This is a genomic window from Methylocaldum sp. MU1018 (assembly GCF_053646775.1).
On record NZ_CM132195.1, the window covers coordinates 3,617,487 to 3,640,021 of the forward strand.

Genomic DNA, 22,535 nt, shown 5'->3' on the forward strand with positions numbered 1-22,535 from the left:
GCCCATGCGTTACCCTCGACGCGTCGATAAAGAATCTCGTCTTGATGATTTGCGATGCTGTAGCCATGTGCTTGCCTCCTGAAGTTTGCCCCGAAATTAAGATGTTGTCATAATGTTGACAGTTTCAATCATAGATCAACAGGATTGATGGTGTCAACAAAAAAACGAGCGGATCACGATGTAATCCATATCCGGCCATCGGTCGGGACCAAGGCCAAACTTGAATGGCTGGCCAGCAGGGATAAACGGACGATGACGAGCTTTTTGGAGGTTCTGATAGATAAGCTTTACGAAGAAGCGGGCGGACCGCCGATCGAGCCTGGGAAGAAGGATTAACGCCAGCACTCAAACACGACAAGGCGCTCACTCTCGAGCGCCTTTCTCATGCCCATCAAAACCGCACCAGACGCCCATGGGCGCGTAGGCGGGCGTTCGCTAACTAGTGACTGTCGCCGCTCGCTTCCCTTGGGTAATACCATTCGGTGCCACGCAATACGTTGAATGCGTACCGCTCGGCATCACGAACCTCTCGAAAAATGCCATCAAGCTCGAACGGATCGTCACATCCGATGACCATCACGCAGCATTTCTTGATGTTCATCTTCGGCCGGTACATCGTCCGCATCATTCCTTGTCGGCGCGTTCGAACGATATACCAAATCCCATTGAAAAATCGCTTGTTAAACGCTTCGCGCGGTTCTCCAGTTGAAATCTCTTTTGGAAGATAGACGTTGATAATCATTTTCGTGATATTGAAGGCCGACCACGCCTTTATTGTGCCGTCGCGACCACGCTAAGTAGTCCGATGATGGGCAGAATCCAGCAATGGCGCGGGTTCTAACACTCCTAACACTTCCTAACGGATAGTGTTAGGCGCTGGAAGCCGCGCCAGCCGTGGGTTCTAACACTTCTAACACTCCTAACACATTTTTTTTTACTAACGAACACATGAAGAGGCATTCAGGCCATGAAAGCTACGGCGTGTCCGCCATGAAAAATTGCTCGTTATATTTTTGGGTGTTAGGAGTGTTAGAAGTGTTAGACCCCGCATGGCTCTAAGGCTAGAGCCTCATAACAATGAGTGTTAGGACGTGTTAGGAGTGTTAGGAATTCGTTAGGCGTTAGTTTGATGCAAAAAAAAATGGGAGGCAGAAGCCCCCCATTTTCTTAGTTAGGCGAAGTCACTATGACTCCATGATAGCTACCTTGTGGCAACGCTCGTTTTTGCCGTCAACCCATTCCGGCGTCCGCCTGGTCATTTTCATCCATCCCGCGCTAACCAATACTTTTTTAGCCTGATTCAGATCATAACCCTTCAATGCTTCGGCAAACCCAGCCTCAGTAAACAACCACTCGCGCCCGTTTGTTCCATCCTTCCACCATCCGGATCGTTGTCCATGAAGCTTGACTCCATCGCCAGCCCGAGTGAAACGAGCGTCACCCCATAGACTCACGTAATCGCTCACGGCCTTTAGGATATCGAGAGTTTCTTTGTTCCCGCCCCCCAATACGCCAAATTTCTCGCGCCACTCCGCAAAACACCTCAAAGCCGCTTCGGTCGCGGTACCTGGCGCCCACCCGGTTATGCCGTACTCACTGGCGATCTCGCCGGCAAGGGCAACCACGGCAAACCTACGCGCAGCCCGAGACTCTTGGCTACTCAAACCTTCGCCGAATCGCCCCAATAGCTCAGCAAGCAGCCCACCAAAGTCGCGGTAATCGTGCACCAGCCTATCGAGGAATTGCGGACCAGCCACACCATAATGAGTTGCGGCACACCTCGCCACGCCATCGGAAAACGCCTGTCCGCTCTTACCGTGCAGTTCGTCGAATGCTCCATGTCGTCCGAAGATCGGAATCTGTAGCAATCTCATCATTTGCCCGGCTTTTGCAGACAACCCTTTTTCGGCAAGGTGACTCTCGATCGGCTTCTCGCCATTGGATAGGACCATAACGCGCCAACGATTCACCGGCTTGGCGCTGCCGTGAATGTTAGCCCGCTGCTTGCCCGTACCGTTACCAAGCGCGTATATCGATTTCGCTATCTCCGCCGGTTCACCGTCACCCATTTCATCTAGGCACAAGAGGCCATCGTTGAAGAGAGTGGCCACGGCTTCCAGCCCGTTGGACGTGGATTTCCAGCTATTGATATAGTCTGGCCCACCCCAAACCGACGCCGCCGCTTTATCGCCAGTAGATTTACCCTGTGACGACGGACCATGGAAATGGAACCCGCCGCCTTCGAGGTTGCACGGTTTGAGCAAAGCACCAGCAAATGCCGCCGAGACCTTGAATATCATGATCGGATTACCGACACACATAGCAGATACACCGTTGCGCCAGCCGTCTATGTCGCCGTGCTGTATGTAGCGGGAATCCCATGCGTGCTCCGACTGAAAAAACACATCCTGCGAATTGCCTATCACTCGATCTGGCAAGACGAAACTGTCGTCATACCACCCTACTTGCAAAGCACTGCGCATGGTTTTTTTGGGATACACCGACGTTATGTATTCGGAAATCTTGCCGCGGTTCTTGTGGGGGATATCCAACCCAAGGTTATACAACTCACTCCTGATCTCTTCACATGAACCGCTCATCATGTGCATCGGCATGGCCCACTGTTTCCAGTTGCCCAAACTGTCGCGAAAGCGGAGCATCCGGCCGAAATTTCGACCGCGCCGGTCACTACATTGAGCATCGATATACAGCGGACCGCAAATCCTTTCGTCGATTAAATCGATTTTTTCACCTGTCTTCTTCGCGCTGTGGTAATAGGTTCCAGGCGGACGTTTTCCTTCCGGACCACACCATGCCTCGTAAACTCGATAACATGGGCGATCCTCGATAGGGGGGAATTCGGCAAAGTATTCGACCGACTCCCGCTCAAGCGCCTCCAAATCAATCTGGATCAGATCGCGGTGCAAGTAGTACACGCGCCCACCATGGGCAAACGAATTGACGACCGGCTTGCCGCCATTCCAAAAAAATTGGGCTTTGCCGCGGCCGTATGCCGCCCCCTCGATCGGATCGGCCAGTGTTTTGCCGTTGTATCGTTGCGGATCATCCAGGACATCGCGGACGGTTACGACGCCCTCGCGATCGAAATCGAGTAGAAAGCTCTCATACAAGTCCGCAGATTCCGGACTGGCGCTCGCGCGGATGGTGCGGACCGCGGTTTCGCGATCGATGCCCCGAGAACTTACCAGTTCATCGGCGCGTTCCTCGACATAAGACTCAAAAACCGATTTCGATTTGCCCTCGATGGCGGCCTTCCTTTCATCGACGAGAGCCGCAAATTCCCGTTCCTCGTCGGGTGTCAAGTCGGGCAATGTCGTGGTGTCCAGATACCCGCCAGGACGGTACTCAGGCGCTGGACGATCCTGATAGAGACCCTCTCCGACCACGGCACCAGCGACGAAATCCAGACGCTCAGGACTGAACACCGCCCCATCGATGATGGCCCTCACGAGCTTCGCGCCGTTCTTGGCGAGCGCAATGTATCCCCAATCGGCCAGCCATAGGCGCTTAAAAAGCGCAGCCCCGAATCGCTCAATGTCCGATCCGCGCGGTACCGGGAAATAAACGTGCATACCACCGGAATCGGACACAAGCTCGCCCGTGGCCTTGTCTTTGATGCTGCTCGATGTTGATGTTGTGATGATCCGAGCCGCACTCTTCATCGCGGGACAGATCTCCTCCAACGCCGCAAGAAACTCGTCGCGATCCTGTAGCCGCGGCGCCCATTTACTTGGATCGTGATCGATCATTAGGATTGCAGGCGCATCGGTATAACGGAAATTGTCACCCGTCCGGGTGACTGCTTTTCCGGTATCCCCGTAACGATCGATTAGTCCACGCGATGCGACATGGATTTGTTTGTGCTCCTGGCAAATGCCATACCCAAACGCCTGATTAGTCCATGCGAGTTCGAGATATCGCCTGAAAAAGCCGAAATGCGTTTCGATGGTCTCGGCATGCCCCAGCACCATGCGGCACTCGGATGCGTCCTTCTGCACCTTCCCGCTCTCGTCTTTATAGATAATTTTGGTCAGGATGCCAGGTTTCTCGACGCCGTTTTCGTCCGTTTCAGTCGCCTTTGTATAGATAGTGAAATTGACGATCGGGGTTTTTAGGTTCTCTTCGAGTTTCCGCTCGCAATACTCGTCGTACTCGGCGCGCCATGCCGCAAACGCCTCGTCGTCCTCGCTCTGTTGTGACGGTATACTGTTGTCTATGGACGATGATTGACCTTGCACATCCGTTAAGACCGTCTTATCATTGTCCTGCCGTGTCGAAGTCTGGATGTCATTTAACATAGTGGTATCCTGATTTTGAAAATGGTTGTACATACCTGATTCCTAGCCCGTGATTCGGTTGCCCCCCGGTCACGGGCGTTTGTTTCAGAACGACGTCTTGCGGCTCTCGATCCAGCGGATAAGTTCCGATCGCAAAAAACCGCTGGCGGTACCGCTAAGCTTGATCCGCCGCGGGAACGTCTTATCTCGGCTGGCGATGGCGTAAACGGTCGACCGGGAAACCCCCAGCATTTTTGCTGCGTTGTTAATGCGCACGATCTCGTCGTTTCTGGCATTCATAGCTCCTCCTATAACGGTTGGTTGAATGTGTCTTTCGACGCCCTTTACGATGCCGTCACGACCAAGACACAGTTACCCAGTGCTGGACAGTTACGGACGCAATAAGGCTCTAAGCTTTTGAAATTCCTGAACTAATTCAGGATTTCAAGGTATCCCCGGCCTCTCTCTCGATCAGCCGGTTCTTTCGGGTGGGTTCTGTTTGGTATGCGCCCACGAACTCTCGTGAGCGGTGCAGTTCTGCGACCGCTAAATTCAAGTTACCACATCCTTTTTTCCACGCGCAACCCCATATCTTGTGCCTCATCCCGTTAAGGTCGCCTTCACACACAATATATTGTGGTTGCGCTTCCTTGCGGGAAATATACGTTGGGTTTCGTGGGGTGAAAATTTTTTTGGGCGTTAGGCTGCCCGGCGCGCCCGCTCGACTTGAGCGGCAATCCAATCGTTCAGTTCCGATTCGAGAACGCCGACCGCGCGCCCACCAAGCGGGATAGGTTTCGGGAAAGTCGGGTCATGTCGCGGCGACTTCGCATTCCATTTGTCATAAAGCGTCGAGCGGCCGAGACCCGTACGCGCCATGACCTCGGTGAGTCGAAGAATCACGTAAGCAGCAGCGGTTTTATTCAATCCAGACATTTCAATATCCCCTTGCACATCGTTGAACATGGCGCAAGGTTACGATGGCTGCATTTTTCTACGCAAATCAATATCCTGTGTTTTCATGTAGCCGCACTTGTGGATAACTCATGAAACCGCAATGACGTGCGGTTTCCTCTGTGGATAAGTTTTGTGCTGGAAAATGGAAATAAATTGTTTCCTGATTGCGGCGTTACGCCTTACGCCGGATCGGGATTACCGTCGCACCCGATTTCAGTCCATCCAGGTATCCAGCCCAAGCTTCCAGCATTGACCGCCGTTGCTGTAGGTAGACGCTCCGGTTATAACTGCTTCGCGTGACGTTCCGATCCGCGTGATTCAGTTGCGCTTCAATGTGCTCGGTCTGGTATCCGGAATCATGCGCCCAGGTACTGAACGTGCCGCGCACCCCATGCGGTGAGTAGCCGGTGAGTATGCTATCCCATAGTTTCCACAGCAACCCTTTGCTCGCCGGCTTGGTAACGTCGTCACGGTTCGGAAACAGCCAGCCGGTACGCCGAGTAAGTGGCTCCAATGTCCGCAAGACATCGACCGTTTGCGGCACCAGCGGAACAACGTGATCGCGCCGCATTTTCATCCGTGCGGCCGGAATGGTCCACAAGCCCGCGCCTAGGTCGACTTCATTCCAACGTGCGCCCAGTAGCTCGACCGTGCGAACGGTGGTCAACCATAGCAATTCAGCCGCAATCTTCGTGGTCGGATAGCCTGGGTAGGCGTCCAGGCGCTCGAAGAAGTCCGGAATCTCCCCGGCCGGTATGATGGGGTGATGCTCGGTATTGCGAGGCTTCAACGCACCCGTGATCGGCGCGGACGGGTCGACCTCGGCGCGTAGGGTGACGATCGCCGTCCTAAACACGGCACCAATAACCTGTTTCGCAACAATGGCCATTGTCGGTGCTCGTGCCTCGATTTTTTGGACTACGCGCAGGACGTCGGCCGGTTTGATGTCCGTTATCGGTCGATCACCGAATGCCGGATAGACGTCCGACTCTAGCAGGTTCCGGCGTTGCCTCAATGTGTGCGGGGTCCAGACCTTCGCCTGATCCGCAAGATATTCCCCGGCGATCGCCTTGAACGTGTTCGCCTCTTCGGTTTTTCGATGGTGAGTCGGGTTAACGCCATGCGCCACGAGTACCGCGGCCTCGTCGCGTTTCCGGCGCGCTTCGGCCAGGGTGACAGACGGATAGGCACCCAGGCCGATCATGCTTGCCTTGCCATGCAGCCTGAACCGATAGCGCCAAAGCTTCCCGCCTGTGGGCGTTACCTCCAAGGTGAGCCCTTTACTATCTGCCACCCGGTAGAGCTTGTCTTTCGGGCGCAATGCTTTGATTTGTGAGTCTGTGAGTGCCATGTGAGTAGAGTCGGGTGTGAGTACGTTATTGAGTACTCGCAATTCTACTCACTTTTATATCGTCATCAACTAAATCCGATAAGACACAAGAACGTCCAACGACCTTGATCTACGCGGCTCTTGTAGACATCTTTGACGACGACGGACATAAGGAGTGATTTTGCGCGAAAATCACCGCCGCGGCGTTGAAGGCCAGGGCCTTTTTCACCACTTCTCGGGGATAAACGCTGGCGCCGTCGATGGTACCCCGGAACAGCTCTTCGAACTCGATGATGCGGTGCCGGTTGTCGAGAAACAGCACGGCGAACACCTCGTGAGGATAACCGCGCAACTGCGCGGCGAGATAGCGCCGGGTCAGATCCGGGCTGGTCAGCGCGCTCCCGCGCCGGAGCGCCTCCTCGAGATGGCGCCGGGCCATTTCGAGTACGGCCTGGAGCTGCGCGTATTTGGCCATGCCAAGCCCCTGGCTGCGGCTGAACCGTTCGAAGTCGCTTTCCAGCAAGGCTCTCAGCGAGCCGAATTCGATCAACAGTTCGCGGGCCAGATCCACTGCGGTTTTGCCCTTGACGCCCGTACGCAGGAAAATCGCCAGCAGTTCCGCGTCCGACAATGCCAGAGGTCCTTTCCGAAGCAGTTTCTCCCGCGGTCTTTCGTCGTCGGGCCAATCCGTGATCGGCATAGCTCCCCCGTCCAAACAAAATGTTTCAAACCGAATCGCCGCAAAGCATAGAAGCCGCAACGCAAACTTGCCATAATGCGCCGCCTCAATCTCTTATCGAAACCAACCAGCATTGACGAATCTCGCGGGCAAACACATCGTTCTGGGCGTCACCGGCGGTATCGCCGCCTATAAGTCCGCCGAATTGACCAGACTTTTGCGAAACGCCGGCGCCTCGGTACGAGTCGCCATGACCCGGGCGGCGACGGCTTTCGTTTCCCCTCTGACGTTTCAGGCGCTCTCAGCCAACCCGGTGCATACCGAACTGCTCGATACCGGCGCGGAATCGGGCATGGGGCATATCAGCCTGGCCCGCTGGGCCGATCTGGTGCTGATCGCGCCGGCCACGGCCGACTTCATCGCCAAGCTGAGAATAGGACTCGGCGACGATCTTTTGTCGACATTATGTCTCGCGACCCGCGCTCCGATCGCCGTCGCCCCCGCCATGAACCACGCCATGTGGGAGAATCCGGCGACGCAAGAGAACGTCCGCGGCCTGTCCGACCGGGGCGTTCGGATCCTCGGGCCGGCGGAAGGCGATCAGGCCTGCGGCGAAGTCGGCCTGGGCCGGCTCTTGGAACCACAGCGGATTTTGGAGGAACTGGAAAGCTTCTTCGCCGGCGGCGTCCTGGCCGGGCTCTCGGTCCTGATCAGCGCGGGGCCGACCCGCGAGCCCATCGATCCGGTGCGTTACATCAGCAACCGAAGCTCGGGCAAGATGGGCTATGCGCTCGCGGAGGCCGCCGCACGAGCCGGCGCGAAGGTCAGTCTGGTGACCGGGCCCACGGCCTTGAAGTCCCCGCAGGTCAACGAGGTCTCATGGGTGGAGAGCGCCGAAGATATGTACCGCTGCATCATGAGCAAGGTCCCGTCCGCCGACATCTATATCGGCGCCGCGGCGGTGGCGGACTATGCCCCCGAAACCGCCGCGAACCGGAAAATCAAAAAGAATCAATCGGAAATGGTTCTGACCCTGCGCAAGACCCGGGACATCCTGAGCGCCGTCAGCGGCTCGGCGGAACGCCCGTTCACCGTGGGCTTCGCCGCCGAGACCGATAAACTCGAAGACTACGCCCGGCAAAAGCTGGCCGCCAAATCGCTGGACATGGTGGCTGCCAACTGGGTCGGACGCGACCAGGGCGGGTTCGAAAACGACGACAACGCGCTCTTCGTCTGCTGGAACGGCGGCCATACCCATTTGCCGCTGGCCTCCAAGAAAACCCTTGCCGAACAGCTCATACGACTCATCGCCGAACGCTATCATGCGCAAAATTCAGCTCAAAATCCTCGATAAACGCCTCGGAGGCGAGATTCCCCTGCCCCACTACGCCACCTCCGGCGCGGCCGGGCTGGATCTTCGGGCCTGCCTCGACGAACCGCTGCGGCTCGATCCCGGCGAAACCAAGCTGATTCCGACCGGGCTCGCGATCCACATCGACGATCCGAATCTCGCCGCCGTGCTGTTGCCGCGCTCGGGACTCGGCCACAAACACGGCATCGTGCTCGGCAATCTGGTCGGCCTGATCGATTCCGATTATCAGGGACAGGTTTTCGTCTCCTGCTGGAACCGCGGAAGCGAACCCTTCGACATCCAGGTCGGCGACCGCATCGCCCAGATGGTGTTCGTACCGGTCGCGCAGGTGGAGTTCGAACGGGTCGACGACTTCGAAGCCAGCCGCAGAGGCGCGGGAGGCTTCGGACATACCGGGCATCGATAGAATTTGGACATCGAGCGGAAGTACCCTGCGCCGCCCCACTCTTCTGGAGTCATCCGTGAAAAAGCAAGAATCCATCGAAACAAACTCCGCCACCCATATCGCCCACGTCCTGATCGAAGCGCTGCCTTACATCAAGCGCTTCAAAGGCAAGACCGTCGTCGTCAAGTACGGCGGCAACGCCATGACAGAGGAACGGCTCAAGAATAGCTTCGCCCGCGACATCGTGTTGCTCAAGCTGGTCGGCATCAATCCGGTCGTCGTCCACGGCGGCGGGCCCCAGATCGGCAACCTCTTGCAGCGCTTGGGCAAGACCAGCGAATTCGTGCAAGGCATGCGGGTGACCGATGCCGAAACCATGGACGTGGTCGAAATGGTGCTCGGCGGCCTGGTCAACAAGGAAATCGTCAACCTGATCAACCGGCACGGCGGTTCGGCGGTGGGCTTGAGCGGCAAGGACGGCGATCTGGTACGCGCCCGCAAGATCGTGGTCAAGCAACGCTCCCCCGAAACCGAGGAACCCGAGATCATCGATCTGGGCCATGTCGGCGAGGTCGAGAGCATCGACCCGTCCGTGGTGGACATGCTGGTGCAGGGGGATTTCATCCCGGTCATCGCGCCGATCGGCGTCGGGGCCGACGGCTTTTCCTATAACATCAACGCCGATCTGGTGGCGGGCAAGATGGCGGAGGTTCTGAAAGCGGAAAAGCTGATACTCCTGACCAACACCAAGGGCATTCTGGACAAGGACGGAAGTTTACTGACCGGGCTGTCCCTGTCCGAAGTGGAAGACCTGATCGCGGACGGCACCATCACCGCCGGCATGATCCCGAAGGTGCGCTGCGCCACGGATGCGCTCAACGGCGGCGTCGCCAGCGTTCACATCATCGACGGGCGGATCGACCACGCCGTGCTGCTGGAACTGTTCACCGACCAGGGCATCGGCACGCTCCTGATGCGGCACTGAGAGGTTGTGGAAAAACCTGCTGCACGGCCCGCTTCCCCCTGCGATGCCCAAGGCCCCGGTTCGATCGAATCGAAACTCACCCGGGGTTGGCCAAGCCGGCCTCTACGTAAGGCTTGAAACCCGCGCGAATCCGGCGAACGCCGGGGCTTGCGCAAACCGCTTCCCCGACCGTCGACGGCCGGCAGCGTACATCGAGAAAAAGAACGTTCCCGGGTTTGCGGGCGATGCGGGTAACGGTGATCGCGAACGCCCGCTCGTCCCGGGACGTTGCCGTTTGCAGGGCTTTGTCGTTGTCGATGGATAGCGGGGCATCGGCGTGTTCGAGCAGATAAGCCCGCGCCCGATCCCAGGCCTTGTCGCACATGTCCGACGAACAGGCGACAGCGCTAACGATAAGCTCTCCATTTTCGGACTTGTCCGCGGCATTCGACGATTCGAGCCGGGTTTGCTGCCATCCCGAATCCCGCTTCGGGTCGTTGAGCATTTTGAAGCGGGCGATGTCCTTGGCAAAGTTTCCGGAAATCACGGCTTTTTCGGACTCGATGCGCTTTATTTTCTCATCGTAGCGGGCTATTTGCCGGCGCGCCGTTTCTATCGTATCGCGCAGATTCTTGGGAATCGCCTGTCCCTTTGTCTCCAGATCGGCGGCGCGCTTTTCCTGCCCGCTCAACATCTCCTGCTGGCGCTGCCTGTTGGCCTCGGTGACCTTGATCAAGGAATCCAACATGTCCAATTTTCCCTGCAAGGCCAGATTCATTTCCTCTTCGTTGCGGTAAGTTCTGAGCAGGGCCGAGTCCCGATCCCGCTGCTCGGCCAGAATCCGCTCCTGTTCGAGGCGCAACTGTTTGAGCCGGTTTTCGCTTTCGATTTGCCCGGGCGATTTGGCGCCTTCGAGCACTTCCACCTCGCGTCCCTGGGTATCGAGCTTGGCGCGGCGGTGTTTGGCCTCCTCGGGAGGAACCCGGTCGGAGTAATGCACCGCGCCTTTTTCGTCGACCCAGCGATATGTCGCGGCCTGGCCGCCTGGCCCGTATACGACAGCCGCAAGCGCAAGCGCAGCCAGGGCGAAGCGAAACCCGGTTCGAAGCGTCATAGCGCGCCGAATCGGGCCTGATATTCGCGAATCGCCTCGAGCTCCGCGCGACGATTCGTCTTCTGTAGAAATTCGAGGATATCGCTCAGCGTGACGATGGCATAAACCGGCAGATGAAATTGATCGGCGACTTCCTGCACCGCGGAAAGCTCGCCCCGCCCCTTTTCCTGCCGGTCCAAGGTGATCAGGACACCGCTCGGAACCGCCCCGGCGGCGCGGATGATGTCGACCGACTCTCTCACCGAGGTGCCCGCCGTGATCACGTCGTCGACGATCAGCACCGAACCTTTGAGCGGCGCTCCGACCAGCGAGCCGCCCTCGCCGTGATCCTTGGCTTCCTTGCGATTGAAGGCGAACGGGACCTCTTCGCCGGTTTCCCGGGCCAAGGCCATGGCGGCGGCGCAGACCAGGGGAATGCCTTTGTAGGCGGGGCCGTACAACACATCGGCCTCGATGCCCTCGTGCAACATCGCCTGGGCATAAAATCCGCCGAGCCTGGCCAGGCGGGCGCCGGTGTCGAAAAGCCCGGTATTGAAGAAATAAGGGCTCCGCCGGCCGGACTTCAGCGTGAAGTCGCCGAAGCGCAAAACGCCGCATTCGAGGGCGTATTCGATAAACTCCGCTTGGAATGGCTGCATGTCAGGTGATCTCTGTCATCTCGTTTTCTAAGGATCGGCGGGCAAGAAAAGAATCGATTCCGCATCGATTCGCCGGCATCGTCGAAAAAACCTCGAAGTTTTCGTTCAACTTTAGCACATCGACCGCATCGCAAAGCGGCTAGGGCACGGCCACCCGTCGCAGCAACTCCTGGATCACGCGATCCGCCGACACGCCTTCCGCTTCCGCCTCGTAGCTCAATATCAAGCGATGGCGCAGCACGTCCGGAGCGACGGATTGAATGTCCTCGGGCGTCACGTAATCGCGCCCGGCCAGCCAGGCGCGGGCCCGGGCGCACCGGTCCAGGGCGATGCTGGCGCGGGGACTTGCGCCGTATTGCAGCCAACGTTCGAGTTCCTTGCCGTAAACGCCGGGATTCCGCGTGCTCAGCACCAGTTGCAACAGGTATTCTTCCAGACTATCCGCCATATGCAGACCGAGCACTTCGTGCCGCGCCGCGAACAAGGTTTGCTGGCTGACCGGCTTGAACGCCTCCTCCGCCGCGGCATGACCCCGCCGGGATTCGTCCCGCACCAGACGTAAAATCGCGCGCTCGTACCGGGCTTCGGGATAACCGATCCGGATGTACAGCATGAAACGGTCCAACTGCGCCTCGGGCAGCGGATACGTTCCTTCCTGCTCGATCGGATTTTGCGTCGCCATCACCATGAACAGCTCCGGCAGCTTGTAAGTTGCGCGGCCGACCGTAATCTGGCGTTCCGCCATCGCTTCGAGCAGGGACGACTGCACCTTGGCCGGCGAGCGGTTGATCTCGTCCGCCAGCACCAGGTTATGGAACAAGGGACCGGGCTGAAAATGGAAGGAGCCGTCCTGGGGGCGATAGATCTCGGTGCCGGTCAGATCGGCCGGCAGCAAATCCGGGGTAAATTGAATGCGATGAAAATCGCCTTCGACGGCGCGGCTCAACACATTGATCGCCCGGGTCTTGGCAAGCCCCGGCGCCCCTTCGACGAGGATGTGTCCGTCCGCGAGCAGCGCGATCAGCATCCGCTCGATCAGGGTATCCTGCCCGATCACCTGAGCCTCCACGAACCGGCGGAGCCGTTGCACATCCTGCTGGGCAGGCGATAAAGTCCTTTCGGAAGCGTCGTTCTCTTGAAGCATGAGTAACGTATTGCCCTCTTGAAGTGGATCGATGCGTAGGCGTTTCAGCGCGACCCATTATAATTGAACCCATCGTCCCGCTGCGCGGAGTCTCCCGACTCGATCCGGTCTCAGAAGATGAACGATTCTCCAGCCATTCCGAATTTCATACCGTTAGGCCGGTGCGCGCTCGGGCTGATATGCGCCTTGCTGGTCTCGTGCGCGACCTACGAGGATCGCATCCCCCCGGCGCCCCTGCCCTCGGCCAGCGACGATCACGCGGATGTGGACGGCGCGCGCGTGGCGGCAGAGGCTTATGCCGATCCCGAACAGGCCGAGCAAGCGTTCGGATTCGACATACGCGGAGCCGGATTGCTGCCGGTGCGCATCGTCATCGACAATCAAAGCGCGAGCGTCGTCAGGGTCAACCCGCAACAAACGTTCCTGATCGATCAGCAAAGCCAGGCCTGGCCTCTGCTGACCGGCGAGCAGGCCCATAACCGGGTGGCGGGCGCCGTGCGATTCGGCACTTTGCTCAGCAACGCGGCGCAAGGCGCCGCATGGGGCGCCGGCGCCGGTGCGCTGACCTCCTTCGCCATCGGACTGGTCCTGGGCAGCGGGCTCGGCGATCATCTCCCCGAACATGCGGCCGCGGGCGCCGGTGTCGGGGCGATCGTCGGCGGCGGGCAGGATTCCCAGCTTCTAGAAGACCGGATACGCCGGGAGCTGATCGGAAAATCGCTCCGCAACCAGCGGCTGCTACCGGGGGAACTGGCTTGCGGCTATCTGTTTTTTCCCGGAAAAGAAGAAGCCCGAAGCGCCAAAACCCTGCGCATCGGGCTCGAACTGGACGGCTATCCGCAGGTCGTAAACCTGCCACTGAGACCGATGCCGCGCCAGAGCGATCAGCGCCCTATCGCCCGATAGCCGATATCGGTGCGGTAGTACATGTCTTCCCAGCGGATTTCGCGCACCTGTTCGTACGCTTTCCGCCGGGCCTCTAAAACGGTATCGCCCAGGGCGCACACACATAGCACGCGACCTCCGGCCGTGACGATTCTGCCGTCCGACTGCGCCGTACCGGCATGGAAGACTTTGGTGTCCGCCCTCGCCCGTTCCGGCAGCCCTTCGATTTCGTCGCCCTTGATGTAATCGAAGGGATATCCGCCCGCCGCCAGTACGACGCCCAGCGCCGCGCGCTCGTCCCATTCGGCTCGAATCCGGCTCAAGCGGCCTTCCAGCGCGCCGAGACACAAATCGAGCAAATCGCTCTTGAGCCGCATCATGATCGGCTGGGTTTCGGGGTCGCCGAAGCGGCAGTTGAACTCGAGCACCTTGGGCGCGCCGTCCGGCGTGATCATCACCCCGGCGTAAAGAAAGCCCGTGTAAGGATGGCCGTCCGCATCCATTCCCTTCAGCGTGGGTAAAATTATTTCGCTCATGATGCGCCGGTGGATTTCTGGCGTCACCACCGGCGCGGGCGAATAGGCGCCCATGCCGCCGGTATTGGGCCCCTTGTCTCCGTCGTCCCGCGCCTTGTGATCCTGGGAAGTCGCCATCGGCAAGGCGTCCAGTCCGTCGGCCATGACGATGAAGCTCGCTTCCTCGCCCTGCAGAAACTCCTCGATCACGACCCGATGCCCGGCCGAACCGAACGCATTGCCCGACAACATGTCGGTCACGGCTTCGACCGCTTCATTTTCCGACTGCGCGATGACCACGCCCTTGCCCGCGGCCAAGCCGTCCGCCTTGATCACGATGGGCGCGCCTTTTTGCCGGATATAGGCGACCGCCTCGTCGACCGTCGTAAACGTCCGGTATTCGGCGGTCGGGATGCCGTGGCGGGCCAGAAAGTCCTTGCAGAAGGCCTTGGAGCCTTCGAGTTGCGCGGCAAGCCGGGTGGGACCGAAGCACTTGAGTCCCGCCGCCTGGAATTCGTCGACGATACCGGCGACCAGCGGGGCCTCGGGACCGACGATCGTCAGGTCGATGGCCTGATCCCGCGCAAAGGCCAACAAGCCTTGAATATCCTCGGCCGCGATCGGCCGGTTCTCCACTTTGGGCTCGGTCATGGTCCCGGCATTGCCCGGCGCGACGAAAATCCGCTCTACCTTGGGAGACTGCGCCACTTTCCACGCCAATGCATGTTCCCGTCCACCGCCGCCGACTATCAGTACTTTCATGGTTTTATTGCAGTTGATGTATAAGAATTCTCGATCGCTTCATTTTAACCAATTCCATACCGCGATTCCGTTTCGCCGGAGGAAAGAAAGAGAGCGGTATACTTTCCGTGGTCGGGCTCGCATCGTCGGGGCGTCCGCGCCGACCGTCCGGGTCAAGGCCCGACCAAAGAATCGTAAAAGCCCCGGATGCCATTGAGTACGAATTGCACCGCGAGCGCCGCGAGCACGATTCCCAGCACCCGGGTAATGATGTGAACCTTGCCTTCGCCGAGGTATCCCGTCAGGATTTCGCTGATGTACAACAGCCACCAGGTGATCAGGTAAATGGCGGCGATGACGCCGGCCAGCACGCCCAGGTGAACGATATCGGCCCCGGCTCTGTTGGCGAGCAGCAAGACGGCGGTGATGGTGCCGGGTCCGGAAAGCAAGGGAATGGCGAGCGGAAAAATCGCGATGTCTTCGCCCGCCGTGCGCTTTTCTTCTCCTTTGGGCGCCTGAAGGCCGGCGCGCAGCCCGAACAGCATGGGCGTCGCGGTCGCAAAAAGGAGGATGCCGCCGCTGATCGCGAACGCATGCACGGTAACGCCGAGATACGACAGCAGGTATTTGCCGGCCAGCAGAAAAAAAATCGTCACGCCGAACGCAATGAGCAAGGCGCGGCCCAGGGTCTTGCGCCGCTGGCTCCTGCCCAGCCCTCGAGTCAAGGCGATAAAGATCGGAGCGGCGCCGAGCGGGTCGACGACGACGGCCAGCGTGAAAAAAGCCGTCAACGCAAACTGCAACAAGCCTTCATCCATCGAGCGTCACTGAACGTTCTTTGCGTAACGGCGGCATTAAAGGGAAAGTGGAAGGCCACACGAAACCGCGGATCGGCGGATTCGAACGCCGATCGCCGGCGGCGCGCTGTGACCGTGGCTTTCGTGCGATCAGCCGTGCGGCTGCGCCTGAATCGAAGTCAGAAACCGAAGCCCTCCGCTGCCGCAGATCACGTAGCGAACTTTCAGACGGTTTCCCGTTGCAAACAGCGCCGGCAGTCGGGACTTCTGTTCTTCCGGCACCCCATCGATATCCAGGTAGTACTTGTTGGTCACGCCGTGCTCGTCGGTCAGTAGCACGCCTTCTTCGTAAGCATCGAAGATATCCTTCCCGCCCATTTCCTTCACGGTCACCTCGTGGACATCCTTCTCGATTTCGCATCCCAGCCCGCCCTGGCCCGCAACCGCGATTTCTTCCGCCTCCGGAGCCTGTACCCCGGGTTCCGGGACAGGCGCTTTGCCGGGTTCCTGCAGGGGCGCCGGAGGAACCTGTTGAGGCGCGGGTTCGCGGGTAGCGGGTTTTCTGCCCACGACAAACAAAACGGCGACGATCAGGATCACCAGCGCGACGGCTATCAGCATCGCCCACCGGGCCCAATGTATGATCGGAACTTTCTGCTTCTCCGGCTGCATGTCTCGTCCTTTGCGGTAAAAATCAAATCAACGCTGGCGATCGATTGTATAAATGCCGCCGCGGTAAATCCAATGGACAACCGCGAAATCCGGATCGCCGGTCCGCCGTATTGCGGCGGGTCCCAAGCTTACATCCCGGAGCCGCGCAGCATCGCCTCGAATCTAGCCGGGGAAAATCCCATCATCTTCTCCGTGCCGATCAGGATGACCGGCACGACCCGGCCGCCAAGCCGGTCGAACCGGTTCTTTGCGGATGGCGATTTCTCGATATCGAACTCGTCGTAGGCAATGCCGTGGCTTGCCATGTACGATTTGGCCTTCCGGCATACGCCGCACCATTCCGTGGTGAAGATCGTCACTTTCCGCGAGGCGGCGGAACTTTCGGCCGATCCGGAATAAGCGTCGATCTCAACGGTCTCGACTTTCGCATCGGCGCCCTTCGCATGACTATCGGTATACGTCACCTTCCCGTCCGGACCCGTTACCTTGTAGACGCCGGCCCCGGCCGTCGGACCGAAAGCGACGGCAAAGACCAGAAACGCGAGAAGCACCCCTTTCTTCATAAATCCTCCAGCAGTCCGAGTCGGGCGGTGAAATGGGCGGGCATGCCCGGACCGCTCCGGGTTCCGTATTCCGTATTCTTCAAGCCGTTCTCTAAAGACAGTCGAAGGAACAAATATAACGTATTCCAGACGTCGGAAAAGAACCGGTTCGGCCTCGGCCGGCCCGCGCGCCGACGGCGCCCGGAACCTCTCCGGACGGGGCCGGTCTGAAATCACAGCCGCGCCCGCAAAAAAGCCGAAAGCATTCAGCCGACCGCAGCGACTCGGAATGTTTGCGCCCGGCCTGGATTTCCGGCGGGCAGCAATGACACGGAGGTTAGACGTGAACCGTTGCGCTTTATCGATATTGTTTCCCTTGATCTTCGCTGCCGGCATGGCTCACGGAGACGACGGAAGCGTCTTGCCCCTTCGCTTCGACGCCACCCTCGGCGGGATCGAGGCAGTGCCCGGGCCGGTCGATACCCTGATGTCGGGCCGGACGGATTTTCTGTTCAACCCGGAAGAAACCGCGGCACAGTTCTCCTTGACGCTCGCCAACGGCGCGAATATCACCGAAGCCCGACTGCATTGCGGCCCGCGGGGCGCGGCGGGGCCCGCAGTCGTTTCGCTGGTAAGATTTATCGAAGGGGGCTTGAACGGCTCGGTCGGTCTAAAGGCCACGCTGACCGGAGCCGGCATCGTTCAAGGCGTGGATTGTTTTTCCACGATCGGAAGAAACATCGTCACTCTCGCCGATCTGGCCGCCGCCATGCGCGACGGAAACATCTTTGTCGACGTCGCCTCCGCCGCGTTTCCCTCGGGCGAAATCCGGGGCCAGGTACAGATAACGCCCATCGCTTCGACCGTCTTGCCGCCGCCCGGAACATTCGGTTCGTCCGCCAGAGTGCCTTTGGATTTCGGCGGCGAATCGGGCACCTTCATCAGGATCGTTACCCAATCCCCCGAGACAGTCATCTCATTGCCCACGACCTTCAACCCGCCCCTGAGAGAATCTCCGTCCTCGAGCTTCAATCCCCCGTTTAGAGAGATATCGCCACTGCCGCCCGCGGGCTTCAATCCGCCCTTCACGGGTTCGACGCCGTCGCCCGTCTTCAATCCTCCGTAGCTCCGCCAGAAACGAATCCTGCGTTTGCCCGAGGGCTACACATGCCCCTTGAAGCAGCGGGCAGACCTCAATTCCGGGCAGCGAACACCGCGACGGGCGTCTTATCTTGCGCGAGCACGAAGCTCACCGGATAGCGACGGTCCGGCTCGGCCAGCGCGGCCGTAAACACTTCCGCCTTGCCGGCGCCGCCGAATTGCAGGTAAACCCGCCGCGCGTGCAGAATCCACGGCAAGGTCAGGCTGATGCGCTCGGTCGGCGCCACCGCGCCGACTTGAGCGAGGCAGGGCGGCGTATCCGCCGTCGAAGCGCCCAGCGCCAGCCCGGCGGCGAGGTTGGGACTGGCCGGGAATAGCGAGGCAGTGTGGCCGTCGTCTCCCATGCCGAGAATCAGTGCCGCGAACGGTAGGGGCAAACTTTTGAAAGTGGCCGCCAAGGCCGCCTCGGCGTCTTTGGCGGAGGCATCGCCGGTATAGAGCGGGACGAAACGCGCCGCCGCCGCGCGGCCTTGCAGTAAATGAGTCTTGACCAGGGCGGCGTTGCTGGCGGGATCGGTTTCCGGAACCCAGCGCTCGTCGACCAGCGTGACGATCACGCGCGCCCAGTCCAGGTCTTCGTCGCGCAGCGCCTCGAACACCGGCACCGGAGACCGGCCGCCCGACACCGCCAGCGCGGCGAAAGGTTCCGTCTGCAACACCGCACGCACGTCGGCCGCCACGGCCGCGGCAAGCGCCGGCGCGAGGCTTGCGTTATCGTCGAACCATTGAATGTCTACCATGCCTTAACCCTCGTCATGCCAGCCAAAACCGTCGCGCGACAGCAACTCGGAAGAAGTCGACGGCCCCCAGGTGCCCGCCGCATAGGGCTTCGGACCGCTCGGGTCGGCCGCCCAGGTGTTCAGGATCGGCTCGACCCAGCGCCAGGCCAGTTCCAGTTCGTCCTGGCGCACGAACAGCGCCTGATTGCCGCGAATGGTATCGAGCAGCAGGCGTTCGTATGCCTCGGCCCGGCGGCCCTTGAATTTTCCAGAGAAGTCGAGATCGAGCGACACTGGTTGAAGCTCCATAGAATCGCCCGGCGCCTTGGCGTTGAGGTATAAACGAATATATTCGTCCGGCTGCAGGCGGATGACCAGCTTGGACGGCGCGCGCGAACCGCTGCTCGGCAGCGGGAAGATATGATGAGGCACGTCGTGGAAATGGATCACGATCTCGGCGAGTCGCGTCGGCAAGCGCTTGCCGGTGAATAGATAAAACGGCACTCCGGCCCAGCGCCAATTCGCAATCTCCGCCTTGATCGCCACGAAGGTTTCCGTCATGCTGCCGGCCGGGATATTGTCCTCTTCCAAATATCCCTTCACCTGACGGCCATCCGAAACGCCCGCGCGGTATTGCCCGCGTACGGTCTTGGTCAGCACATCTTCCTGGGTGAACGGCACCAGACACTCGAGCACCTTGAGTTTTTCGTTGCGGATGGCGTCGGAGTCGAGGCTGGCCGGCGGCTCCATCGCCACGAAGCACAACAGCTGCAGCAAATGGTTCTGCACCATGTCGCGCAACGCGCCGGTCTTGTCGTAGAACCCGCCGCGGCTGCCGATTCCCACGTCCTCGGCAATCGTGATCTGAACGTTGCTGATCCACATCCGGCGCCACAGCGGCTCGAACAACGAGTTGCCGAAGCGCAGCGCCATCAGGTTCTGCACCGACTCCTTGCCGAGATAATGGTCGATCCGGTAGATCTGCTTTTCCTGATAGTGCTGGCCCACCTCCGCCGTGATCGCATTACTGGACGCCAGATCGTGCCCCAGCGGCTTCTCCAGCACCACCCGGCTGTTCGGATCGTTGAGCCCCTGCCGAGCCAGATTGCTGCAAATCGTCGCGAACAGGAACGGCGCGGTGGACAGATAGAAGACGTTGACCTCGGCCGGAGACTCCTTCAGCAGGGTGCTCAACCCCGCGTATTGCTCCGGTCGGGTGGCGTCGAGCCTCAGATAGACCAGGCGCGAGCGGAATGTCGCCCAGGCCGCGTCATCCCAGTCGGCCCCGGGCACGAACGGCCTGACCTTGTCGTCCACCGCGGCCAGGAAAGTGTCTTGCGTGAAATCCTGCAAATCGAGACAGAGGATGCGGCCCGACTCCACCAGCAGGCCGTTTTTGTGGCACTGGTACATCGCCGGCAGCAATTTGCGCGTGACCAGATCGCCGGCGCCGCCAAAAAAAACCAGGTTGAACGATTGGGGAAATGGGAGCTGACTCACCGCTAGATCCTCTTGTTATAGACCGTGCCGATTTTCGCTCGGCGGAGCTCGTGTCGCACCGCGGGCACGCCCGGAAACCCGGGTGAAAAACCTTGCAATACTACTCGCCGCGCCCCGCGCTGTCCAGCCGATTTCCGGGCCGGCGGCTGCATTTTCTTGACACTCTTTTGCGGCTTGGATTAAATGTGGCGGGCTTAGCTACACGCCGTTGCGGGGCAACCCCTGGCCCGCCGACGCAGCTCCAACAAGACCGTCATATCAATAAAATCGTATGCCCCTAGATTCCACATTGCTCGCCGTTACCGACCGCATTCGCGCCCGCAGCCAAGCCCGCCGCAAGGCCTACCTGGCACGCATGCAGACCGCCTACCAGAGCGGCGTCACCCGCCACCGCATCAGCTGCACCAACGTGGCCCACGCCTATGCCGCGCTGCCCACATCGGACAAGCTGATTTTCAAGGCCGACGTGGCACCCAATATCGGCATCGTCACCTCCTACAACGACATGCTGTCAGCGCACCAGCCCTACGGCGCCTATCCGGAGTTGATCAAGGCCGAAGCGCGCGCCGCGGGGGCGACCGCCCAGGTGGCGGGCGGCACCCCGGCCATGTGCGACGGGGTGACCCAGGGCCAGCCCGGCATGGAGCTGTCCCTCTTCTCCCGCGACGTGATCGCCATGTCCACCGCGGTGGCGCTGTCCCACAACGTGTTCGACGCCACCATGCTGCTCGGCGTCTGCGACAAGATCGTGCCGGGCCTGTTGATCGGCGCCCTCCGCTTCGGCCATCTGCCGGCCATCTTCGTGCCCGCGGGCCCCATGGCGTCGGGCCTGGCCAACGCCGAGAAGGCGAAGATCCGCCAGCTCTACGCCGAGGGCAAAGTGGGCCGAGAAGCCCTGCTGGAATCGGAGATGGCCTCCTACCACAGCGCCGGCACCTGCACCTTCTACGGCACCGCCAACAGCAACCAGATGCTGCTGGAGATCATGGGCCTGCAACTGCCGGGCTCCTCCTTCGTCAATCCCGGCACGCCGCTGCGCGAAGCGCTGACCCGCGCCGCCACCCGCCAGGCGGTGCAGCTCGCCCAGAGCAAGTCTTCCCCGGCCCTGTGCGACATCGTCGACGAGCGCACGGTGGTCAACGGCATTGTCGGCCTGCTGGCAACCGGCGGCTCGACCAACCACACCATTCACTTGGTGGCCATCGCCCGCGCCGCCGGCATCGAGATCAACTGGGACGACTTCGACGAGCTGTCGGCTGTGGTGCCGCTGCTGGCCCGCGTCTATCCCAACGGCAAGGCCGACGTGAACCACTTCCACGCCGCCGGCGGCATGGGCTATCTGATTCGCGAACTCCTCGACGCAGGGCTCCTCCACGAGAACGTGGAAACCGTGCTCGGCAACGGCCTGCACCAGTGGGCCCAGGAACCCTGGCTCGACAACGGCGAACTGGCTTGGCGCCCGGCCGCGAAGACAAGCCTCGATCCCGCCGTACTGGCCCCGACCAGCGACCCCTTCAGCAAGGACGGCGGCCTGCGCCTGGTGACCGGCAACCTCGGCCGCGGCGTGGTCAAAGTTTCCGCCGTGGCGGCGGAGAATCACGTGGTACGCGCCCCCGCCGTCGTTTTCGACGACCAGGAAGATCTGATCGCCGCCTTCAAGCGTGGCGAACTGGAGAAGGACTTCATCGCCGTGGTCCGCTTCCAGGGCCCGCGCGCCAACGGCATGCCGGAACTGCATCAGCTCACCCCGGTGCTTGCCTCCCTGCAGGACCGCGGCTTCCGTGTGGCGCTGGTCACCGACGGCCGCATGTCGGGCGCTTCCGGCAAGGTGCCGGCCGCGATCCATATCTCGCCCGAATGCGCCATGGGCGGTCCCCTGGTCAAGGTGCGCGACGGCGACATGCTGCTGTTCAACGCCGTCCACGGCCGCCTGGAAGCCGAAGTTCCGGAGGAGGAGTGGGAACGTCGCGAAGTCGCCACGGCGGACCTGTCCGGCAACCAGTTCGCCATGGGTCGCGAGCTGTTCAGCGGATTCCGCCAGTTGGCCGACACCGCCGAGCGCGGCGGTACCACCTTCAACTTTGACGACTGAGGCGAGCCCGCTTCACCTCGCACAACCGAC

At 60.1% G+C, this 22,535-nt stretch carries 21 protein-coding genes; 6 read left to right on the plus strand and 15 right to left on the minus strand.

The features are described from left to right. Positions 1-439: 439 nt before the first annotated feature. The 6 genes from ACWJKU_RS16580 to radC all read right to left on the minus strand — a co-directional run bounded on the left by ACWJKU_RS16580 (position 440) and on the right by radC (position 7,285). Positions 440-742, minus strand: coding sequence for a hypothetical protein (locus ACWJKU_RS16580; protein ID WP_454144033.1), 303 nt, complete (start codon positions 740-742; stop codon positions 440-442). Between the two features lie 442 nt (positions 743-1,184). After that, positions 1,185-4,352, minus strand: coding sequence for a DUF927 domain-containing protein (locus ACWJKU_RS16585; protein ID WP_454144035.1), 3,168 nt, complete (start codon positions 4,350-4,352; stop codon positions 1,185-1,187). 51 nt (positions 4,353-4,403) lie between these two features. After that, positions 4,404-4,598, minus strand: coding sequence for a helix-turn-helix transcriptional regulator (locus ACWJKU_RS16590; RefSeq protein ID WP_454142643.1), 195 nt, complete (start codon positions 4,596-4,598; stop codon positions 4,404-4,406). A gap of 399 nt (positions 4,599-4,997) precedes the next feature. After that, entirely contained in the window at positions 4,998-5,264 is a 267-nt protein-coding gene (locus ACWJKU_RS16595; RefSeq protein ID WP_454144037.1) for a helix-turn-helix transcriptional regulator, read from the minus strand. A 163-nt stretch (positions 5,265-5,427) separates the two neighbouring features. Continuing rightward, positions 5,428-6,606, minus strand: a complete 1,179-nt coding sequence (locus ACWJKU_RS16600) for a tyrosine-type recombinase/integrase (RefSeq protein WP_454144039.1) — start codon at positions 6,604-6,606, stop codon at positions 5,428-5,430. 109 nt (positions 6,607-6,715) lie between these two features. Further along, on the minus strand, positions 6,716-7,285 hold the full coding sequence (radC, locus tag ACWJKU_RS16605) for a RadC family protein (RefSeq protein ID WP_454144041.1): 570 nt from the start codon (positions 7,283-7,285) through the stop codon (positions 6,716-6,718). Between the two features lie 112 nt (positions 7,286-7,397). Here radC and coaBC point away from each other — a divergent pair, with 112 nt between their 5' ends. Genes coaBC through argB form a run of 3 tightly spaced genes read left to right on the plus strand, consistent with a single transcriptional unit; the run spans position 7,398 to position 10,006 of the window. After that, a complete protein-coding gene (gene coaBC, locus ACWJKU_RS16610; protein WP_454144043.1) occupies positions 7,398-8,618 on the plus strand; it encodes a bifunctional phosphopantothenoylcysteine decarboxylase/phosphopantothenate--cysteine ligase CoaBC in 1,221 nt (406 codons plus the stop codon). Continuing rightward, a complete protein-coding gene (gene dut / locus ACWJKU_RS16615) occupies positions 8,587-9,042 on the plus strand; it encodes a dUTP diphosphatase (protein ID WP_454144045.1) in 456 nt (151 codons plus the stop codon). The genes coaBC and dut overlap by 32 nt, the downstream gene beginning before the upstream one ends. Positions 9,043-9,097: 55 nt before the next feature. Beyond that, a complete protein-coding gene (argB, locus tag ACWJKU_RS16620) occupies positions 9,098-10,006 on the plus strand; it encodes an acetylglutamate kinase (RefSeq protein WP_454144047.1) in 909 nt (302 codons plus the stop codon). A gap of 76 nt (positions 10,007-10,082) precedes the next feature. Here the strand turns inward: argB and ACWJKU_RS16625 are convergent, their stop codons facing one another. From ACWJKU_RS16625 to ACWJKU_RS16635, 3 genes are all read right to left on the minus strand, one after another. Next, positions 10,083-11,099, minus strand: coding sequence for a DUF4124 domain-containing protein (locus ACWJKU_RS16625; RefSeq protein WP_454144049.1), 1,017 nt, complete (start codon positions 11,097-11,099; stop codon positions 10,083-10,085). Beyond that, positions 11,096-11,737, minus strand: coding sequence for an orotate phosphoribosyltransferase (gene pyrE / locus ACWJKU_RS16630; RefSeq protein WP_454144051.1), 642 nt, complete (start codon positions 11,735-11,737; stop codon positions 11,096-11,098). Before pyrE ends, ACWJKU_RS16625 begins: the two co-directional genes overlap by 4 nt. Positions 11,738-11,876: 139 nt before the next feature. Beyond that, positions 11,877-12,881, minus strand: a complete 1,005-nt coding sequence (locus ACWJKU_RS16635; RefSeq protein ID WP_454144053.1) for an AAA family ATPase — start codon at positions 12,879-12,881, stop codon at positions 11,877-11,879. Between the two features lie 117 nt (positions 12,882-12,998). Between ACWJKU_RS16635 and ACWJKU_RS16640 the strand changes: the two genes are divergently transcribed. After that, entirely contained in the window at positions 12,999-13,787 is a 789-nt protein-coding gene (locus tag ACWJKU_RS16640; protein WP_454144055.1) for a hypothetical protein, read from the plus strand. Here the strand turns inward: ACWJKU_RS16640 and purD are convergent. The 4 genes from purD to ACWJKU_RS16660 all read right to left on the minus strand — a co-directional run bounded on the left by purD (position 13,766) and on the right by ACWJKU_RS16660 (position 17,054). Beyond that, on the minus strand, positions 13,766-15,043 hold the full coding sequence (gene purD / locus ACWJKU_RS16645; RefSeq protein ID WP_454144057.1) for a phosphoribosylamine--glycine ligase: 1,278 nt from the start codon (positions 15,041-15,043) through the stop codon (positions 13,766-13,768). The genes ACWJKU_RS16640 and purD overlap by 22 nt on opposite strands. Before the next feature lie 152 nt (positions 15,044-15,195). Next, the gene (locus tag ACWJKU_RS16650) at positions 15,196-15,840 is read right to left on the minus strand and encodes a MarC family protein (RefSeq protein WP_454144059.1); all 645 of its coding nucleotides are present in this window, start codon (positions 15,838-15,840) and stop codon (positions 15,196-15,198) included. 129 nt (positions 15,841-15,969) lie between these two features. Further along, positions 15,970-16,491: a hypothetical protein gene (locus ACWJKU_RS16655; RefSeq protein ID WP_454144061.1), complete on the minus strand. Its 522-nt coding sequence runs from the start codon at positions 16,489-16,491 to the stop codon at positions 15,970-15,972. Positions 16,492-16,619: 128 nt separating this feature from the next. After that, the gene (locus ACWJKU_RS16660; RefSeq protein ID WP_454144063.1) at positions 16,620-17,054 is read right to left on the minus strand and encodes a glutaredoxin domain-containing protein; all 435 of its coding nucleotides are present in this window, start codon (positions 17,052-17,054) and stop codon (positions 16,620-16,622) included. Positions 17,055-17,376: 322 nt separating this feature from the next. Here ACWJKU_RS16660 and ACWJKU_RS16665 point away from each other — a divergent pair, with 322 nt between their 5' ends. After that, positions 17,377-18,159 carry a CHRD domain-containing protein gene (locus ACWJKU_RS16665; protein WP_454144065.1) on the plus strand — a complete coding sequence of 261 codons (783 nt, stop codon included), beginning with the start codon at positions 17,377-17,379 and terminating at the stop codon, positions 18,157-18,159. A 67-nt stretch (positions 18,160-18,226) separates the two neighbouring features. On the opposite strand, the gene pgl is transcribed toward ACWJKU_RS16665, so the two are convergent. Then, entirely contained in the window at positions 18,227-18,934 is a 708-nt protein-coding gene (gene pgl / locus ACWJKU_RS16670) for a 6-phosphogluconolactonase (RefSeq protein WP_454144067.1), read from the minus strand. A 3-nt stretch (positions 18,935-18,937) separates the two neighbouring features. Next, positions 18,938-20,413 (minus strand): glucose-6-phosphate dehydrogenase, encoded by a 1,476-nt coding sequence (zwf, locus tag ACWJKU_RS16675; protein WP_454144069.1) that lies wholly within the window; start codon positions 20,411-20,413, stop codon positions 18,938-18,940. Positions 20,414-20,684: 271 nt separating this feature from the next. Between zwf and edd the strand changes: the two genes are divergently transcribed. After that, entirely contained in the window at positions 20,685-22,505 is a 1,821-nt protein-coding gene (edd, locus tag ACWJKU_RS16680; protein ID WP_454144071.1) for a phosphogluconate dehydratase, read from the plus strand. Positions 22,506-22,535 lie beyond the last annotated feature (30 nt).

Bases quoted from the DNA above. Each gene is read 5' to 3' on its own strand.
- ACWJKU_RS16640 (WP_454144055.1), top strand. From the start codon at position 12,999: ATGAACGATTCTCCAGCCATTCCGAATTTCATACCGTTAGGCCGGTGC.
- ACWJKU_RS16595 (WP_454144037.1), bottom strand. From the start codon at position 5,264: ATGTTCAACGATGTGCAAGGGGATATTGAAATGTCTGGATTGAATAAA.
- ACWJKU_RS16585 (WP_454144035.1), bottom strand. From the start codon at position 4,352: ATGTACAACCATTTTCAAAATCAGGATACCACTATGTTAAATGACATC.
- ACWJKU_RS16655 (WP_454144061.1), bottom strand. From the start codon at position 16,491: ATGCAGCCGGAGAAGCAGAAAGTTCCGATCATACATTGGGCCCGGTGG.
- edd (WP_454144071.1), top strand. From the start codon at position 20,685: ATGCCCCTAGATTCCACATTGCTCGCCGTTACCGACCGCATTCGCGCC.
- ACWJKU_RS16590 (WP_454142643.1), bottom strand. From the start codon at position 4,598: ATGAATGCCAGAAACGACGAGATCGTGCGCATTAACAACGCAGCAAAA.
- dut (WP_454144045.1), top strand. From the start codon at position 8,587: ATGCGCAAAATTCAGCTCAAAATCCTCGATAAACGCCTCGGAGGCGAG.
- ACWJKU_RS16660 (WP_454144063.1), bottom strand. From the start codon at position 17,054: ATGAAGAAAGGGGTGCTTCTCGCGTTTCTGGTCTTTGCCGTCGCTTTC.
- radC (WP_454144041.1), bottom strand. From the start codon at position 7,285: ATGCCGATCACGGATTGGCCCGACGACGAAAGACCGCGGGAGAAACTG.
- ACWJKU_RS16650 (WP_454144059.1), bottom strand. From the start codon at position 15,840: ATGGATGAAGGCTTGTTGCAGTTTGCGTTGACGGCTTTTTTCACGCTG.
- purD (WP_454144057.1), bottom strand. From the start codon at position 15,043: ATGAAAGTACTGATAGTCGGCGGCGGTGGACGGGAACATGCATTGGCG.
- ACWJKU_RS16600 (WP_454144039.1), bottom strand. From the start codon at position 6,606: ATGGCACTCACAGACTCACAAATCAAAGCATTGCGCCCGAAAGACAAG.
- pyrE (WP_454144051.1), bottom strand. From the start codon at position 11,737: ATGCAGCCATTCCAAGCGGAGTTTATCGAATACGCCCTCGAATGCGGC.
- pgl (WP_454144067.1), bottom strand. From the start codon at position 18,934: ATGGTAGACATTCAATGGTTCGACGATAACGCAAGCCTCGCGCCGGCG.
- ACWJKU_RS16625 (WP_454144049.1), bottom strand. From the start codon at position 11,099: ATGACGCTTCGAACCGGGTTTCGCTTCGCCCTGGCTGCGCTTGCGCTT.
- ACWJKU_RS16580 (WP_454144033.1), bottom strand. From the start codon at position 742: ATGATTATCAACGTCTATCTTCCAAAAGAGATTTCAACTGGAGAACCG.
- ACWJKU_RS16635 (WP_454144053.1), bottom strand. From the start codon at position 12,881: ATGCTTCAAGAGAACGACGCTTCCGAAAGGACTTTATCGCCTGCCCAG.